The organism is Rhodopila sp. (genome assembly GCF_965276935.1).
Lineage (GTDB): Bacteria > Pseudomonadota > Alphaproteobacteria > Acetobacterales > Acetobacteraceae > Rhodopila.
Genome location: NZ_CBDIBS010000004.1, coordinates 1,324,676 through 1,341,831 on the forward strand (window position 1 = coordinate 1,324,676; position 17,156 = coordinate 1,341,831).

At 62.3% G+C, this 17,156-nt stretch carries 12 protein-coding genes; 9 read left to right on the top strand and 3 right to left on the bottom strand.

Going from position 1 to position 17,156, the window contains the following annotated elements; genetic code table 11:
* Nucleotides 1–359 precede the first annotated feature (359 nt).
* Nucleotides 360–3,458, bottom strand: a complete 3,099-nt coding sequence (locus tag ACQY4S_RS22425; RefSeq protein WP_428487415.1) for an AsmA-like C-terminal region-containing protein — start codon at nucleotides 3,456–3,458, stop codon at nucleotides 360–362.
* A 74-nt stretch (nucleotides 3,459–3,532) separates the two neighbouring features.
* Between ACQY4S_RS22425 and ACQY4S_RS22430 the strand changes: the two genes are divergently transcribed.
* Nucleotides 3,533–6,484 (top strand): bifunctional [glutamine synthetase] adenylyltransferase/[glutamine synthetase]-adenylyl-L-tyrosine phosphorylase, encoded by a 2,952-nt coding sequence (locus ACQY4S_RS22430; protein ID WP_428487416.1) that lies wholly within the window; start codon nucleotides 3,533–3,535, stop codon nucleotides 6,482–6,484.
* Complete coding sequence (gene bcp, locus ACQY4S_RS22435; protein ID WP_428487417.1) at nucleotides 6,481–6,951, top strand: thioredoxin-dependent thiol peroxidase; 471 nt, start codon at nucleotides 6,481–6,483, stop codon at nucleotides 6,949–6,951. The genes ACQY4S_RS22430 and bcp overlap by 4 nt, the downstream gene beginning before the upstream one ends.
* 145 nt (nucleotides 6,952–7,096) lie before the next feature.
* On the opposite strand, the gene ACQY4S_RS22440 is transcribed toward bcp, so the two are convergent.
* The gene (locus ACQY4S_RS22440) at nucleotides 7,097–7,627 is read right to left on the bottom strand and encodes a TetR/AcrR family transcriptional regulator (RefSeq protein WP_428487418.1); all 531 of its coding nucleotides are present in this window, start codon (nucleotides 7,625–7,627) and stop codon (nucleotides 7,097–7,099) included.
* Between the two features lie 132 nt (nucleotides 7,628–7,759).
* On the opposite strand from ACQY4S_RS22440, the gene ACQY4S_RS22445 reads away from it, so the two are divergent.
* Nucleotides 7,760–8,587, top strand: coding sequence for a CmcJ/NvfI family oxidoreductase (locus tag ACQY4S_RS22445; protein WP_428487419.1), 828 nt, complete (start codon nucleotides 7,760–7,762; stop codon nucleotides 8,585–8,587).
* Between the two features lie 255 nt (nucleotides 8,588–8,842).
* Here ACQY4S_RS22445 and ACQY4S_RS22450 read toward each other — a convergent pair whose 3' ends face one another.
* Nucleotides 8,843–9,802 carry a D-2-hydroxyacid dehydrogenase gene (locus ACQY4S_RS22450; RefSeq protein WP_428487420.1) on the bottom strand — a complete coding sequence of 320 codons (960 nt, stop codon included), beginning with the start codon at nucleotides 9,800–9,802 and terminating at the stop codon, nucleotides 8,843–8,845.
* Nucleotides 9,803–10,246: 444 nt separating this feature from the next.
* Between ACQY4S_RS22450 and ACQY4S_RS22455 the strand changes: the two genes are divergently transcribed.
* The 6 genes from ACQY4S_RS22455 (at nucleotide 10,247) to ACQY4S_RS22480 (ending at nucleotide 17,125) form a co-directional block, all read left to right on the top strand.
* Nucleotides 10,247–10,702, top strand: a complete 456-nt coding sequence (locus tag ACQY4S_RS22455) for a DUF2382 domain-containing protein (RefSeq protein WP_428487421.1) — start codon at nucleotides 10,247–10,249, stop codon at nucleotides 10,700–10,702.
* Between the two features lie 3 nt (nucleotides 10,703–10,705).
* A complete protein-coding gene (locus ACQY4S_RS22460) occupies nucleotides 10,706–11,668 on the top strand; it encodes a YsnF/AvaK domain-containing protein (protein WP_428487422.1) in 963 nt (320 codons plus the stop codon).
* 404 nt (nucleotides 11,669–12,072) lie between these two features.
* Nucleotides 12,073–13,791 (top strand): N-acyl-D-amino-acid deacylase family protein, encoded by a 1,719-nt coding sequence (locus tag ACQY4S_RS22465; RefSeq protein WP_428487423.1) that lies wholly within the window; start codon nucleotides 12,073–12,075, stop codon nucleotides 13,789–13,791.
* 262 nt (nucleotides 13,792–14,053) lie between these two features.
* A complete protein-coding gene (locus ACQY4S_RS22470) occupies nucleotides 14,054–15,412 on the top strand; it encodes an LLM class flavin-dependent oxidoreductase (RefSeq protein WP_428487424.1) in 1,359 nt (452 codons plus the stop codon).
* A gap of 28 nt (nucleotides 15,413–15,440) precedes the next feature.
* Nucleotides 15,441–15,626 (top strand): hypothetical protein, encoded by a 186-nt coding sequence (locus tag ACQY4S_RS22475; RefSeq protein WP_428487425.1) that lies wholly within the window; start codon nucleotides 15,441–15,443, stop codon nucleotides 15,624–15,626.
* Nucleotides 15,627–15,820: 194 nt separating this feature from the next.
* Nucleotides 15,821–17,125 (top strand): MFS transporter, encoded by a 1,305-nt coding sequence (locus tag ACQY4S_RS22480; protein ID WP_428487426.1) that lies wholly within the window; start codon nucleotides 15,821–15,823, stop codon nucleotides 17,123–17,125.
* The last annotated feature ends 31 nt before the right edge of the window (nucleotides 17,126–17,156 follow it).

Consider the following 17,156-nt stretch of genomic DNA (forward strand, 5'->3'; position numbering starts at 1 on the left):
CCCACCGCCGGTCGCTCAAGCTTGTTGCCGGATCCCGCCCTGGTGTGATGGTCTTATCAGGTCGACGCTGGTGAAGCCGAAAGATCGGCTATCACAAGCCTGCCTTTTATCGTCGTGGCCGACGCATTAGAGCAATATCAGCCTGACTGGAATAGCGAAGCGATCTCAGGTTGATGAAAGTGCTCGTGAAATACAGCGAGAGCGGTTCCACGCTTGGTGGAACCGCGCCAGGGCACCTGTCGCGGCACGCGCTGGGGACTGCCGGCCAGGCTGAGCATGTCCATGACCAATTGAATGTTTCTGTTTCAACACGTGCTGGCAGAAGGGGATGACCAGTCCACGCGTTCGTCCAAAGGTGCCTACTGCGCTCTCCGCCCGGTATCAAAAAGATCGCGTAAGAACCCTGGCGTCAGGATACTAAGGGGATTCACCGAAACCGTCGTATCGCCAAACGGTCCATCGACCTTGTACCGAGCGGCGAATACGCCGCCACCGACCTCCGGGCTGAACAGCTTGCCGATCAACGGGATGTGGCCCAGCATCGAATTGATTGCATAGACTGGCACAATGGTTCCGTTAAGCGCCAACCGGTTCGTCGACAGATCGATCATCCCTCTGACTGTCAGGCCGAGCGACGGGCTGAATATGCGGCCGTCGCTGATCCGCAGATGGTTCTGCTGATAGCCGAGCGGAACGATCATGCGAGAAATCCCAATTCCTGGTCCCCTCAGCAAGTCTGCCAATCCGTACAACGTTACCGCCTGCAGCACCTTGCCGAGGATCGGAACGTTAACCAGACGAGCGTCTTCGATACGGGCAATTCCATCGAAAGGGTGATCGGGAACCCGGTCGTTGAAATCACCGTTGACCGTCAGCCGACCGGATCTGACGGTAGGGGTCAGGCCCGTGCCCGCCAGAAAGGCACCGGCATCCGCCGCGGCAACAGCCAGATGGCGCTCGCCCCCCGCCATGTTGATCCGGACAAAGAACACCGAAGCAGGTGATAGCGATCCATTCAGATCAAGGTAATGTAGCAACCCGCCGCTGGAACTTGCCCGAACAGACAGCGGCACGGCGGTTTCGCCGTTCGCCAGCAAAACCCGGTCGAACCGCGCATCCAGAGTCCAATCCGGCACCTCGGCTGCCACTGACCCGGCGTGGTCCGACAGGCTTTCCAGCGGTGACGACAAATCTATCTGTGCTCCGGACAAGCTGACATTGATCGGTTGATTGGCCGGAATCCGAATGGCGCCATGCATGTCGGTCTTGCCCAAGTTGGCGCGGTTGATCGAAATGGACTGTAGCACGCCGTCGGGACATTCAACCGATGCGGCCACCAAGGCATCGGTCGACACGGCAACGATATGCACGATCGAAACCAGCCTGTCGTGCGACAGCAGGATTGTTGCCGACGCCTTGGATGGCGTGCCGGCCGCCTTGCTCCAGCCAACTGGCTTGACCTGAAGCACCGCGGCCGCGAGGTTGGCATTCAGTGCAATGGATCCATCGCCATTGCGACGTTCCAACAGCGTGGCGGTCAGCGGGACTTGTCCCGATACTAGAACCCTTTTGACATCGATGCCCGCGTCGGCAAGCTGACCGGCGTCCGGCCGGCCGCTGATGCTGATCCGTTGCAGCACCTGGGTCGGCGGTCCGGCGGAAAAATCCATTGTTCCCGTCGCGGTAATCGGAACCATGGCCAGCGACCCCTGCCCGTTCGCGCTCAGGCCCGCCTTGTCGGCAAGCAGATCAAACTGTCCGTCGCTCAGATCACGACCCGCGACAACGTCCGCCAGATGAAGGCGATGGAGGTGCGCACCGACATGAAACACGATTTCATCGGCCCGCAGGTTTTCGTCCAACGGAAAGTCCAGGCTGACGGTGGCCGATGTGTCGCCCGATGGGTCTTTCAGGTCGAACGGCTGCTCGCTCAGAAGATGAAGTCGCGGCTCCTTCAACAGCGTGATCGCACTGGCGACCGGTCCATTGACCCGCAGGCTGATCCGTGTGACTTGGTCACGTCCGGCCAGGCCGGTGATCAGCATCTGGCCATCCTGGATCAGCAGGTCGGCGCCGCCCTTGCTGATGCGCTGATGCCCGGACGGCATGGATATGACCATCCTGTCCGGGTCGATCAGATGCAGATGGACCTGTGCCTGTTCGATTGGTGGCAGCGGCTCCAACCAGGCTATCGAGACGTCGTCTCCGTCCAGATCGCCAGTCGCTTTCGTCAGGACGACATGGTTGAAATTCTTGCCCGCTTCCATGACAAGCGAAACCGCGGCATGCGAAATCGTGCCCGTGGTGACGTTTTGCACAATCCAGAGGCGCGCGCCGCCGCCGACGCCGATCGGCCAATTCCTTGCAAGGTCAGCCAGGTCCAGGTGATCAAGCGTCAATGCGACAGCGATTGTCAGGCGTTCGGCCTGCCGTCGGATCTCGCCGCTGAACCGCACATCCGCGGATGGTCCAGCCTTGGACGATGGCAGGCTCAGTCGAGCGTCCTCGATCATCACCCGATCCATCGACCCGGACAACACGACACTGCCCCCGCGGATTGGCAGGCTGCCCTCTCCCATGTCGATCCTGCCCGCATCAAGCTTCACCTCGGCGTGGCCGCTGAGAGGCATGAAACCAGGGTCGAGCGCCAGAGTGGCTTTGATCGACGCTGGCGCTTCCAGCGCTGCGAGAAAACCGAGCGAAGGCACGATCTGACCGATTGCCGGCGGCTGGATCGGACTCAAGCTTGCCTCGATCTGGCCGTTGGCGTGAAACGGCAGGGCCACGGTCACTGCAAGGTCCACATGCTGATTGGCCAGAACGAAAGGCACATGCGCCGAACCCACGATGGCGCCGGTCGCCTGCCGCTGAAAATCGAGTTCGGCGCCTGATGCCTGCCAGTTCAGCCCACGCTGTTCGTCGTGAACGGTCACGCCGAAATTGTCCAGTCGGACGCGGCGGAGTCGCCCCAATCCATCGGAACCTCGGGCGAACCCGCCAAGAATAGACCGAAGATCGGGCGACCGGTCGATTTGATCCGTGTCCGCACCGCGTTCGGTTCCGGGTGTCAGGGCGAGGTTGAAGGCGCCTTCATGATCCCGCGTGATCGTGACGAGCCCATCGTCCAGTTCCACATCACGCGGCACGAGTTGTCCGCGCAGCAAGCCGCTGAGGGATAGCGACAGAAGCGCCTGGCGTGCCACGACCCGATGACGGCCCGCCGCATCGTTGACGGCAATGTTCACCAGTCGCAGATCAACAGGAAATCCCACCCCACGGTGGAACCCCTCCCAGGCCAGGGTGAACCCGTCGAACGACAGGGTGCCTGGGCCGACGCTGACGGTGAACGGTGCGCCACGGAACAGGCTGCTTGCGTTGATCGGCCCGGTGGACAGCCGAAATGCGATGCCGGCCAGCAACAGGCTTGCGGCGAGCAGCAGACCCATGGCGATAATCATGATAAAATGCAACATCCGAGCAGCGCTTTGCAAGACTTGACCGGACACTCGAATCATTGCGAGACTATTGCGTAATGCAATCCTGCTCCTTGCCGGACCAGTGGCCGACTCCTTATGATCAAACAGCGGCGGATCGGCTGGTGGAACGCTTCCGCGAGCTTGGTCGAGCCGAAGCACAACTGATTGGCGAGCCCCACTTTCTAACCATGCTCCGCTGCCTGGGTGGGAATAGTCCGTACCTGGCTGACCTTGCAATCCGCGAATCCCGTGCGCTCCGACGGCTTGTCCGGGATGGTCCGGATGCAATCGTCGCCGACCATTTGATGCAGCTAAAAAACACGCCGCCGGGGAGTTCGCGCCAAACCATATCGGCCGTGCTTCGGCAGGCGAAGCGGGTCACTGCATTGATCACGGGAATAGCGGATATCGGCGCGATCTGGTCGCTTGGAAACGTCACCGCGGTGCTGTCCGATCTGGCCGAGGCAGGGCTGCGCCTGGCCATCAGCCATTTGTTCCGAATTGCGCACGATGCTGGAAAGATTCACCTGACTGACCTGCACCGGCCGGAACAGAACACCGGCTTTGTCGTGCTCGGCATGGGCAAATTAGGCGCACGGGAATTGAACTACTCTTCTGACATCGACCTGATACTGATCTATGACCGGACTTCATCGATCTACAGTGGTAGTGTGTCTGAAGAGACGGCCGGCCCATTCACATCCCGCCTGGCACGCGACCTTGTCGGCCTGATGCAGGACCGCGACATTAATGGATACGTATTCAGAACAGATATGCGGCTGCGTCCTGATCCCGCCGCGACACCACTCGCGGTCGCTTACGATTCCGCTGTCATCTACTACGAAAGTCTCGCCCAGAACTGGGAACGCGCGGCAATGATCAAGGCTCGGCCGGTCGCCGGCGATCTGGCTCTCGGCCACCGGTTTCTGGCGGCGATCCGTCCGTTTGTCTGGCGTCGCGGGCTGGACTTTGCCGCCATGGCGGACATCCACGCAATGAAGCGCCGCGTCAACGCCAGGAAAACCTTGGTCGCGAACACGGCGCGGGACCTCGTCGCGCAAGTCGCCGAACGCGATGTCAAACTCGGTGAGGGCGGCATCAGGGAGATCGAATTTCTGGTTCAGACGCTGCAGCTTGTCTGGGGCGGACGCGATCCGGCGGTGCGGGTATCGCCAACCTTGCCGGCGCTCGATGCGTTGGTAGCGGCCGGGCATCTCAAGGCGACAGCATCCGCTGAACTCAAGGCAGCCTATCGGTTCCTTCGACAGGTTGAGCATCGGCTGCAGATGGTCAATGATCGCCAGACCCACAGTTTTCCAAGGGCGGGAGCCGAACTGGATCGCATCGCCCGGTTCCTGCGCTTTGACAGTTCCCATGATCTCGCCACGCGATTCTTGCGCGTCGCCGATACGGTTCGGCAAAACTATCAAGCTGTCTTCCGACATGTTCCCGATCCCCCCGGTGTCGTGGCGATCAGGCCCGATCTCGACTTCGGTCATGATGACCGGGAACAAGCCGGCACCATCGCGGCCTTGGAAGCCATGGGATACCATGCATCCTGGCATATCCTGACCACCGTGCGCGGCTGGCTGGCCGGGCATGTTCGTGCTTTGCGATCAAGCCGCGCACGCGAGTTGATGACCACCATGGTGCCGGCGATCCTGACGTCGCTCAGCCGTCAGTCCGATCCAGATGAAGCCTTCAGGCGGTTTGATCGTTTCATCACCGCCCTGCCATCGGGGGTGCAGCCAATGTCCCTGTTTCAGCACAATCCGGCGCTGCTGGAGCGGATCGCCGTCGTTCTCGGCGGCGCGCCGCTTCTGGCGGAACATCTGGCGCGCTATCCCAGCGCGCTGGAGGGACTGATCGTGCCGGAAGACGACATGTCATCGGCTCATATGCTGCAAACCCGCATCGCCGACAGTCGCCAACTGGAAGATACCATTCAGATCATCCGCAGCGCGGTGAAGGAGAAGGATTTTCTTATTTCGGTGGCCACGCTGGAAGGCCGCCTGGATGCGAATGCCGCGGGACGTCAGCGAACCGGCCTCGCGGATGCGACCCTGTCGATACTGATCCCGCGGGTGCTGGCTGATTTCGCCTTACGCTTCGGTGAGGTCGAGGGTGGCGCACTGGCGGTGGTCGCCATGGGCAAGGCGGGCGGCCAGGAGATGATGGCCGGATCAGACCTCGACCTGATACTGATCTACGACCACCCGCCTGACGTGACCGAAAGCCGCGGCGCACGCAGCTTGCCAGCCAGCCAATGGTTCGTGCGGGCGACCCATGCCTGTATCGCCGCGCTGACCACACAGGGATCCGAAGGACAGATGTACGCCGTTGATATGCGGCTGCGACCGTCCGGCAACAAAGGGCCGGTCGCGGTTTCGCTGGAAAGCTTCGTCCGCTATCACGCCCAGGATGCGTGGACCTGGGAACGCATGGCGCTGACGCGGGCCAGGGTCGTGGCCGGCCCGCCAGCGCTGTGGGAACGTGTATATCAGGCCATTCAGGATGTCCTTCACCAGCCTGGTGATCCAGCCCGGATCAGGATCGATGCGACCGCGATGCGGGCCAGGATGAGACGTGATCATCCGCACCATGGGCCATGGGACGTCAAGCTTCGCCCAGGCGGACAGATCGATGTGGAGTTCGTGACGCAGGTGCTGCAGTTGGTTCATGCGCCGGATCATCCCGATATCCTGAGTTCGACAACAGCCAGCGCGCTTCGGCGACTGCGGGATGCCAGCTTGCTGCCTGGCGATGATGCCGACCTGCTGATCAACGCCGATCATGTGTGGCGGACGATTCAGGGCATCCTGCGTCTGACGGTGGGGCAGGTTGGCCCGCGTGGACTGCCGCCGACAGCGGCGGACCTGCTGCTGCGGGCGGTCGCCCAGGCTGGCATTCAGGCGGTTGAAATTCCCGAACTGCTGTTTAAGCTCGATGATATTGCGCGACAGGTACGAACCATCTTCATCAGGCACGTGGGAGATTGCGGCGAATGAGCATTGCGGAAGGTGATCCGGCACCTGATTTCGAACTGCCCGCCTCGGGCGGACGAACAGTCAGTCTATCCAGAATGAAGGGCAAGACGTTTATTCTCTATTTCTATCCGAAGGCGGACACGCCAGGCTGCACGAAACAGGCCTGCTCGTTCGAGGAAGCCGGCGCCACCCTCGGCAAGATAGGCCTGGATGTCATCGGCGTCTCGCCGGACAAGATGAAGCCGATCGAGACATTCGCCGCCAAGTATGGGTTGACCTTTCCGCTGGCATCGGACGAGGCGCATGCGGTGTCGGAACGCTTCGGCACTTGGGTCGAGAAGTCGATGTACGGCCGCAAATACAATGGGATCGAGCGAAGCACCTTTCTGATCAACGAAGACGGGAAGGTGCTGAAGGCATGGCGGAAGGTCAGCGTCACCGGCCATGTCGACGAGGTGCTCAAGGAAGTTAATAAACACCTGGGATAATGTGGGGGATCGGCTTGCCGCCGCTGCACGCGAGTCATGGCCGGCCCAGGTCTCGGCCGCTCATGAGCCACATCGGGTTATCTGTCTGAGCCAACCAGGCCTGAGGCGCCTGCTTGGGCAAGATCAGTCACGATACGAAGGCACATCACCCGACGTTCGCGGCCCGCATCAATACGACGGCGGCGTCACGGGCCTGCACGGCAACAGACGGATCCTCGCGAACCAACATCGATGCGATCGCGCCTTCCAGCAGCAGCGCGATCTGGCTGGCGAGCCGATCTGGCTCGGATGCGCCGGCTTGTGCCAGCAGCGCGCGGATGTGGAGGCGCCGGTCCTCCTTGTATCGCAACGCAATGGCGCGAGCGGCTTCGCAATCCCGCGCCAGTTCCGTCACCGCGTTGACAAAGGGGCAGCCGCGGAAGCCGCCGGCGGCCAGGCGAGCCTGTAGCTGGTCGAACAGCGCCAGCACCTGCGCCATCGGATTTTCCGCTGAATCGGGAAATGGAAGAATGCGGCCGCGCAGGTAGGCGGCAACAAGCAGGTCCTTGGACGGGAAAGTGTCATAGAGCGACCGTTTGCTGATGCCGGCTTCGGCGGCGATGGTATCCACCCCGACAGCGCGAATGCCCTGCTGGTAGAACAGCCGGTCGGCCGTCGCCAGGATCCGCTCCGTCATGGATATCTTGTCCGCCACTGCAATAAACCTTCTGCCTGCCCGCTGGAATTAACTTGTCAACCGCCCTGATGCACCCCAAGTGCCCGACACACAGATCGGTGTGCCGCTTGCTGTAGACAAGGAGTAGATATCATGGACGTCGCCATCCACCTGCCGTGCGTCGAAGGCGCGGTCGTTTACCTGGCGAAGACCAAGGACAAACCGCATACCTATACCTACGATCCGCCTGAAGGCGTGGCGAAGTCCAACATCATCAGCGAACAACACGTGGTGCCCATCCATGACATGCGGCCGCTCGCCGATGGCCTGGCGCTGGACACGCAAGGTTTCCTTCTGACCAACGCGCCCACTGCCGTGCGAGACTTTTATAACGAGGCCGAACTCCGCGACACCTACTACGCGGAGGCCGAGGCGCTGGTGAAGCAGGCAACCGGCGCAAGCCGCGTGATGGTGTTCGACCACACGATCCGCCGCCGCGAACATGGCGTGGAAGACCGCACGCCAGGAACCGCGCGCCAGCCGGTGACCCGCATTTATGGAGACTATACGGAGCTGTCCGGCCCGCAGCGCGTCCGCGACCTGATGGGCGCGGAGGCCGAGACCCTGCTCACTCGCCGGTTCGCCATTGTCAACGTCTGGCGGCCGATTCGCGGTCCTTTGACGGATGCGCCGCTGGCGGTATGCGATGCCGGAAGCCTGGCTAACGGTGACCTGGTGCCGCAGGACCTGATCTACCGCGACCGCACCGGCGAGATTTACGGTTTGACCTACAATCCGGCGCATCGTTGGTACTACGCCCCGGACATGCGTGCCGAGGAGGCGTTGCTGCTGAAATGCTACGACTCCGCGCATGACGGGCGCGCGCGGTTCATGCCGCACACGTCATTTCAGGACCCAAACGCGCCGCTGGACGGGCTTCCGCGCGAGAGCATCGAACTGCGGACCCTGGTGTTCTTTTAGGTCTAGGGAGCGTGATCGCCTGAGGCTGACCGTCGGAAGGGTGAATCACGCGCTCAAGCAAGCCGTTAGACCACGATTGGACATCGGCAACGAGGCAGCCTTGAACGATCAGGTGGCTCCGTTTTGAATTCGCCATGGTCGGGCGCCCAAGCACGAGAGGGGATTGTCCCGGCCATCTTCGCACCAACGGCTGGGGGTGGATGGCCGGCACAAGGGCAGCCATGACGAGTTGATGCAGCTTGATTGAAAGGCGCCCTAATATCCAGCGACGCGATCGACGACTTCCCTCAGCGGTCGGCCATCGAGGAAGCGGCGCAGGTTATCGACAAACAGGCGCGCAACGATCTCGTCACGGCGCGGATGCGGGCCACCAATGTGCGGCAGCACCAGAATACCGTCGGTGGTCCAGAACGGATGCTCCGCGGGCAGCGGTTCCTGGCGAAACACGTCCAGCACCGCACCGGCGATCCGCTTCGCTGTGATCGCGGCGATAAGGTCAGCATCGTTGATCAGGTGCCCGCGGCCAAAATTCAGCAGCCAGGCGTTGGACCTCATTTGTCCCAGGCGTTCGGCGTTGATGAAATTCTCGGTTTCCGCCGTTGCCGGCAGCAGCAGCAGCACATAATCGGATCGCGCCAGCAGATCCTGGGTTCGTTCCGGCGGCAGTACTTCGACCGGACCGGACATCGGTTGCGGACGTCGGCGGGTGCCGATCACCTGCATGCCCAGCGCAGCGGCAAGGCGCGCGACCTCCTGCCCGATTACGCCCAGGCCTAGAATGCCGAGCGTCTTGCCGTTCAGCGGCTCCGCGACGCGGTTGGTCCATCGGCTGTGCTTCTGGTCCTCGGCGATCGCGGCGAGGGGCTTGGCGATATGGAACAACGCGGCGAGGATGTTCTCCGGCATTGATTCCCCGTGTGTGCCGCGGGCGCAGGTCAGCATCAGGTCCTTCGGCAGATCTGGCAGGGCCAGCCACGCCTCCACCCCCGCCGTCAGCGCCTGCGCCCATTGCAGCTTTGGCATCCGCGGCAGCAGACCAGGCGGAACATTGGCAACAAGCAGCATGTTCGTCTGTGCGAGTTGCGTATCCGACGGGGAAGCCTTGCGCCCCAGCGTCTCGATCACGATGCGGTCGGACAGGCCTGCCTCGCCGATCGCATCGACATAGGCGGCGGCGGCATCGGTCCACAGCAGCAGGCGAAGGGCATTGGTCACGGCGGGCGATCCTGTCCGGTTCGCCGGCAGCGTAGTGGCATATGCGGGCCTGGGGAAGCGACCGCCACACTGTTTGACAAGCCGGACGTCGCCACGTTCATGAACCGTAGACACGGATGACCAAGGACGTATGGGCTTGCGGATGGCTGCCGCCGGATCTGGGTCGCTGCGTCCATCTCACCTGCTGGCGCAGGCCTCAACCGAGGCCGACATAATCCTGGTTTGCCGCAACGCGGGCCGGATCGCCAAACACGGCAAATGATAATAGAACGGAACATAGATGATCATTGGCCGCAGCAACATCACAGAGGCAAGAGGATGCCTCCGTGACGGAACGCCACGCGCCGCCGTGCGTTTACTTTCGACCATGGAACGCATTGTCCAGCCTCGCAGAAGGGGCAGTGTGTCCTCTTGGTCTCGCAGTGAATGGATTCCCCTCATCTCATGTCGGTCGTGTCATCGTCAGACCCCGGCGACCTTGTTGTTCCACTGCACGCCGAAGACCTGTCGGTTGAGCGGCGGACAGTCGAGCGGAAACTCCGGATAAATATCCGGACCGTCAATCACGACCATCTGGTTGATGAAGCTGTTACGCACGAGAAAGTCGAGATCGAGCGGACTCCGATTGGCCGGCCAGTTGATGCCGTTCCACCGGTTCGCGAGGAAGGCGACACAACGGTGATTTCCGTTGTCGAGGAAGTACTCGTTGTCGAGCGCCGGCTGGTTCTCAAGGAGGAGATCCGGCTGCGACGTGTGCGGACGACGGAGCGGCACCGCGAGACGGTCACGCTGCGCGAGCAGCAGGTCGTCATAGAGCGGCCGGGTTCAGAGGAGCCCGGGAGTGGTCTCCGCCCTGAACTTGCGCCGATTCCCCAACCCCAGGCAGTTAAGGAAGATTGACACATGACGGATGAAACCATCGTTGCCGTATTCGATACGGCTGAACACGCTGCAGCCGCTGTTCGCGATCTTGAAGCAGCGGGCGTTCCGTCGGACGCCATCACCCGGCATGCGGAGGGCGGGCTTCCCGCGGACACGAGCACCAAGCCTGCCGTCAACCGCGAGCAAGGTTTTTGGGCAAACCTCTTCGGCGGCGCGCCGGAGCGTGAACATGACACCACCGTCTTTGATCGCAGCCTGGCGGGCGGGTCGGTTGTCTTGACGGTGAAAGCGCCGGAGCAGCACATCACCCAGGTGATGGATATCCTTGAGCGGCACAACCCGATCGATATCGATGAACAAGCCGCCGGCTATGGTGCAAGCTCGACGACGACAACCACCACTACCGCCACGCCGCTGACCGACAGCACGACTGCGGGGACTATGGCTGCCGGAACTATGCCTGTTGGAACTACGACTGCCGGGACCACACCTGCTGGAACTACCACCGCCGGGACCATGGCGGCCGGTGCGCGTGCTGGCGACGGAGAGGCGATCCAGTTATCCGAAGAAGAATTGGTGATCGCCAAGCGTGCCGTCAATCGCGGCACGACCCGGGTTCGTCGTTACGTCGTGGAAACCCCTGTGGAGGAGCAGGTTACGCTGCGCGACGAAACGGTATCGGTCGAGCGACGTCCGGTTACCGACGCACGCCCGGCGACGACAGCGGACTTCACCGACAAGGTCATCGAAGTCACCGAAAGCGGCGAGGAGGCTGTCGTCGGCAAGACAGCCCGAGTCACCGAGGAAGTGGTGATCCAGAAGGAGGCCGCCGACCGCACCGAGACCGTACGCGATACGGTGCGGCGGGAGGATGTCGAGATCACCAAGGAACCTGGAACCGCCACCGCGACCCCAGTCACTGGGACACCGGTCAACGAGACGCCGGCTACCGCTGCGCCGGGGACCACCAAACCGGCGGTCTGATCGATCCGATCATTAGCCCAAGGCGGTGGCCCGCCTTGGGCGCGGCTTCCAGGGTTTTGCAACAGCTCAACCGGTTCCGGCGAAGACGTTTCGCGAAACATGTGGAATTTGGCGGGCACGCCGACAGCGCGACAATGTTTCGATCTCCATCACCGCCGCGCCAGGATCAGATCCAGGGCAGTCGATCGTCGACACCGCGTTGATTCTTGATAACCCGCCGCCAGAAGACCGCCGCAACCAGCCGTCGATGACCGCGGCGTGACGCTACCGGGCCGGCAAGCATAGGCGCCCACTCCATCCGCACCCGGTCCTCGCGACTGATCCGCCCCAGCAGGACGCCAAAACTTGCCGGTCGGCACGGGCTGCGTCAGGATCAAACGCGATCATGGAAGAAGGAGAATCCTATGCCAGAATATGATCTGGTCATCCGCGGAGGCACCGTCGTCGACGGCACCGACAGCGCTCCGCTTGAGGCTGATGTCGGTATCATCGGCAACCGTATTGCCACGGTCGGCGCGGTGAGCGGCAGCGGTTCCGAGGAGATCAACGCCAAGGGCAAGCTCGTCACCCCGGGTTTTGTCGACATTCACACCCACTACGATGCCCAGGCGGTCTGGGACAGCCACATGTCGCCCTCCTCCAGCCACGGCGTCACCACCGTCGTGATGGGCAACTGCGGCGTCGGCTTCGCCCCCTGCAAGCCGACCGACCGCGAACGCCTGATCGAGCTGATGGAAGGGGTGGAGGACATCCCCGGCGCGGTCATGCATGAAGGCTTGAATTGGGAATGGGAAAGCTTCGGCGAATACCTGACGGCCCTGGAACGGCGCCGGCGCGACATCGACATCTGCGCCCTGCTGCCGCACGCCGCGGTGCGCGTGTTCGTCATGGGCGACCGGGCGATCAACCTGGAGAATGCCAACCAGTCCGACATTGCCCATATGCGCCAGATCGCCCGCGAAGCGATGCAGGTCGGCGCCTTTGGCTTCTCCACCTCCCGCAGCCTGTCGCACAAGACCTTGCGCGGCGATCCGACCCCGACCCTGCGCGCGCAGGAGGAGGAGCTGCGCGGCATCGCGCTCGGCATGAAGGACGCCGGGTCGGGCATGCTGGAGATGGTCTCCGAATGGATACCGGACCATAACGAAGAATTCGCCATGCTGCGCCGGATCATCGAGGCCAGTGGTCGTCCCGCCGTCTTCACCCTGACCCAGCGCCATTCCCGCCCCGACGTCTGGCGTGACTTGCTGGCGCATGCCGACCAGGCGGCCCGTGACGGCCTGTCCATCCGCCCCGTCGTCGCGCCCCGCGCGATCGGCGTGATGCTCGGCCTGGCCGGCAGCCAGAACCCGTTCTCCGGCACGCCGACCTACAGGTCGATTGCGGAACTGCCGGTGGCGGAACGCGCCCGCCGCATGGCCGATCCTGACGTCCGCCGCCAGATCCTGAGCGAGGATCCGAAGAAAGGCAGCACCTTCCCGTTGTTCCACCGCCTGTCGTTCGACTTCATGTTCCGCTTCGGCAACCCGGCCAACTACCTGCCGGCCAAGCAGGACAGCATCGCCGCCATCGCCGCCCGCGAAGGCCGCACGCCGCCGGAGGTCGCCTACGACATCCTGATCGAGGACGACGGCGCCAACTTCATCTACATGCCGCTGGGCAATTACGCTGGGGGCGACCTGACGGTTTCCGAAACCACGCTGGACAACCGCAACTGCATCATGGGTCTGGGCGACGGCGGCGCGCATGTCGCCTTCATCCTGGACGCCGGCTACCAGACCTGGCTGCTGACCCACTGGGGCCGCGACCGCAAGCGGTGGGATGTCGCCGAACTGATCCGCCGCATGACCTCGGACACCGCGACGGCGGCCGGGCTGCACGACCGCGGCATCCTGGCCGCCGGCAAGAAGGCCGACGTCAACATCATCGACTGGGACCGGCTCGGCGCCGACGCGCCCTACGTGGTCAGTGATCTGCCGGCCGGCGGCAAGCGGCTGCTGCAGACGGTGCATGGCTACGATGCGACGATCGTCTCCGGCAATGTGACGTTCCGCGACGGCCAGCCGACCGGCGCCCTGCCGGGCAAACTGGTGCGCGGCCCACAGACAGTATTGGCGGCGTAACAGCCGGCATTATCCCAGGCTGTCCGGCGTGGGGCGGCACGCCGGGTTCCAGGATAAGGCACGTCTGGACATCATCAGATGGTTTGCAGCAACTCAACCGCCTTAGATCGTCGTTATGGCGGGCGCAGGTTCGTCGTGCACGCCTTGCGGCCATGATGTTCGCAAAGACGTAGATAGCGAGCCTGCGGCAGCGATGAAAGCGCCGAGCGCGGTATGCAGATTGCATCTGTCTTGGCGCTGCGGAGCAACCGGAGAGACTAAGATGACCCGCCTTGGACAAATGCGGTTGGGCCTGTCGATGCGCTATCACGGGTATCATTTGGCCGGTTGGCGGCATCCTGATGTGCCGGCGGCGGGCACGCTGGATTATCGATATTTCCTCGATACTGCCCAAATGGCGGAGCGCGCCAAATTCGACATGGTATTCCTGGCGGATGGCATCGGAATGCGTGTCCGCGACGAACCCGAGGGTTCGCTGTGCCGCTCCGCCCAGACCATCGACCTGGAACCGCTGACCCTGCTGTCCGCCATCGCGGCGAACACGCATCACATCGGGCTGGTCGCAACCGCATCGACCACCTACAACGAGCCATTTCACGTTGCCCGCAAATACGCCTCGCTTGATCACATCAGCGGCGGCCGAGCAGGGTGGAACATCGTGACATCGTGGTCGGATGAGGAGGCGCGGAATTTTGGTCGGGAAAAACATCTCGATTACGAAACTCGCTATGAGCGCGCCGCGGAGTTCGTCCAGGTCGTGACGGGGCTGTGGGACAGCTTTGAAGACGGCGCGCTGGTGCGAGACAAGGAAACCGGTCTGTACTTCGATCCGGCGAAGCTGCATGTGCTGAACCACAGGGGCAAGCACTTCTCGGTACGCGGTCCATTGAGTTCAGGGCCGACGCCGCAGGGCCGGCCGATTCTGGTGCAGGCCGGCGCGGCGGAGCAGGGCCAGGCGATCGCCGGCGCGTATGCCGACGTGGTCTATTCGATGGCGTTCGACCTGGTCTCGGCGCAAAAATATTATGCTTCGGTCAAGGAAAAGGCCGCGCGACATGGACGCTCGCCGGATGCGGTGAAGGTCCTGCCCGGCTTCACGCCCTATGTCGGCCGCACTGAGGCGGAGGCACGGGCCAAGTATGACGAGATGCGGCGGCTGATCCATCCGAAGGTCGGGCTGGCGGTGCTGTACAACTACCTGGGTGATCTGTCCGATTACCCGATCGATGGACCGGTGCCGGAGCCCGATGGGAACGTGCGGATCCGCAGTATAGGCAAAGGCTTGTTCGAGATGTCTCAGCGGGACAAGATGAGTATTCGCAGCCTGTATGAATTCATGATGGCAGGGAATGGCGGACGCGTGCTGGTCGACACGCCCGGCCAGATCGCCGACGATATGCAGGTTTGGTTCGAGGCAGGCGGCGCGGATGGGTTCAATATCTGTCCATCGCATCTGCCGGGCGGCTTACAGGATTTCGTTGAACTGGTGGTGCCCGAACTGCAGCGGCGAGGGTTGTTTCGAACGGAATACGAGGGTTTCACGTTGCGGGAGAATCTTGGATTGACGCCTTACGTCAATCGTCATCAAACCCTGGCATCATCTTCCCAGGCGGCCGAATAAGCTGCGCTGCCCGGGGTCCTGGAAAGCGTTGTTCAACCTCTGCCTGATCGGCACGCCGGCGCGGATTGCCGACGAGATGCAGGCGAGGTTCGAGAGCCAGGCCTACGATGGCATTAACATCACGCCGACCCATCTGCCCGCCGGGTGCGAGGATTTCGTCGGCATGGTCATTCCCAAGTTGCAGTGGCGTATAATGTTTCTGCATAAGTACTGATTCCAGACACTGCGCGAGAACCTCGGGCTCAGGCCATGCGTTGATCGCAACCATCGGTACGATAGCCGACGGGCGGCCGAGTGAGCTGGCCTGCGGTTGACCCGCCGGTCCGGAGCCGATCGGCCGCCCTCGCCAATGAAGCCAGTAAAGTGTAGATAAACATCGTCCAAGAACCAACACCGGGGAGAATCCGGATGACCATATCCGGTATGCCAGCCAGCGCCAGGCCTGCCAGCAGTTACCGCTGGGTCATTTGTGGTCTGCTGTTCGTCATAACCACCGTCAACTACATGGACCGCAACATCCTTGGCGTGCTCAAGCCGACGATCCAGGGCAATCTGCACTTCACCGAAACCGATTTCGGCAATATCATCTTCTGCTTTTCGATCGCCTATGCCATCGGTTATGCGGGGATGGGGTGGCTCACCGACAAGATCGGCATCCGCCTTGGCCTTGCCGCCGCCGCGATCCTATGGTGCCTGGCGTCCACCGCGCATGGCATAGTTAGTTCCGTTGCCGGGTTCATCCTCGCCCGCATCGTCCTCGGCCTCGGCGAAGGCGGCAATTTCCCGACCTGCATCAAGACGATCGCCATATGGTTCCCGGTTCGCGACCGCGCGTTCGCCACCGGCATTTTCAATTCCGGCAGCAACATTGGCGCGATGCTCGCGCCGTTGATCGGCGCCCTGGTCGTCGCCTTCTCAGGCTGGCAGGCCGCATTCTACGTCACCGGCGCGATCGGGCTGATCTGGGTTGTCTTCTGGCTGATCAGCTATCGCAGCCCCGCCGAGCACCCGCGCGTCGCGCCGAGCGAACGCGCCTACATCAACCAGGATCCGGAAGTCTCTGTGCAGAAGGTTCCCTGGGGCAAGCTGCTGGCCTATCCCGGCACATGGGTCTACATCGCTGGCGGTGTGCTCACCAATCCAGCCTGGTGGTTCTACAACAACTGGGTGCCGAGCTTTCTCAACTCCAAGTTCCATGTGTCGCTGTTCGCTGTGGGATTGCCGCTGATACTCATCTATCTGCTCACCGATGTTGGCTCGATCGCCGGTGGGTGGGTATCCTCGGCACTGATCAAGCGTGGCATGGACGTATTCCCCGCCCGCAAGATTACGCTGCTTATCTGCGCTGTCTGCACGGTACCGGTATTCCTAGCGCCTCGGCTTGATAGCGTGTGGACCGCGGTTCTGCTGATCGGCATCGCCATGGCCGCGCATCAAGGCTTCTCCGCCAATCTGTTCACGCTGGTATCCGATACCATGCCGCGCGGGGCGATCGCCTCCGCGGTCGGGCTCGGCGGTGCCATAAGCTCCATCGCGGGTGCTTTCTCCGCTGCGGTCATCGGTCGTGTGCTTGACGCGACCGGCAACAACTACACCGTTGTTTTCTTCGCCTGCGCCAGCGTCTATGTGATTGCAACCGTGATCATCCACTTTATCCTGCCGAGCACCCGGGCATCGATGGTCACGGTCCCCGCCGAGACTGCCGTGCTGTAGCTCTGAAGCCCATCAGAACCTCATCCATCGC

Bases quoted from the DNA above. Each gene is read 5' to 3' on its own strand.
- ACQY4S_RS22425 (WP_428487415.1), bottom strand. From the start codon at position 3,458: ATGATTATCGCCATGGGTCTGCTGCTCGCCGCAAGCCTGTTGCTGGCC.
- ACQY4S_RS22430 (WP_428487416.1), top strand. From the start codon at position 3,533: ATGCAATCCTGCTCCTTGCCGGACCAGTGGCCGACTCCTTATGATCAA.
- bcp (WP_428487417.1), top strand. From the start codon at position 6,481: ATGAGCATTGCGGAAGGTGATCCGGCACCTGATTTCGAACTGCCCGCC.
- ACQY4S_RS22440 (WP_428487418.1), bottom strand. From the start codon at position 7,627: ATGACGGAGCGGATCCTGGCGACGGCCGACCGGCTGTTCTACCAGCAG.
- ACQY4S_RS22445 (WP_428487419.1), top strand. From the start codon at position 7,760: ATGGACGTCGCCATCCACCTGCCGTGCGTCGAAGGCGCGGTCGTTTAC.
- ACQY4S_RS22455 (WP_428487421.1), top strand. From the start codon at position 10,247: ATGTCGGTCGTGTCATCGTCAGACCCCGGCGACCTTGTTGTTCCACTG.
- ACQY4S_RS22460 (WP_428487422.1), top strand. From the start codon at position 10,706: ATGACGGATGAAACCATCGTTGCCGTATTCGATACGGCTGAACACGCT.
- ACQY4S_RS22465 (WP_428487423.1), top strand. From the start codon at position 12,073: ATGCCAGAATATGATCTGGTCATCCGCGGAGGCACCGTCGTCGACGGC.
- ACQY4S_RS22470 (WP_428487424.1), top strand. From the start codon at position 14,054: ATGACCCGCCTTGGACAAATGCGGTTGGGCCTGTCGATGCGCTATCAC.
- ACQY4S_RS22480 (WP_428487426.1), top strand. From the start codon at position 15,821: ATGACCATATCCGGTATGCCAGCCAGCGCCAGGCCTGCCAGCAGTTAC.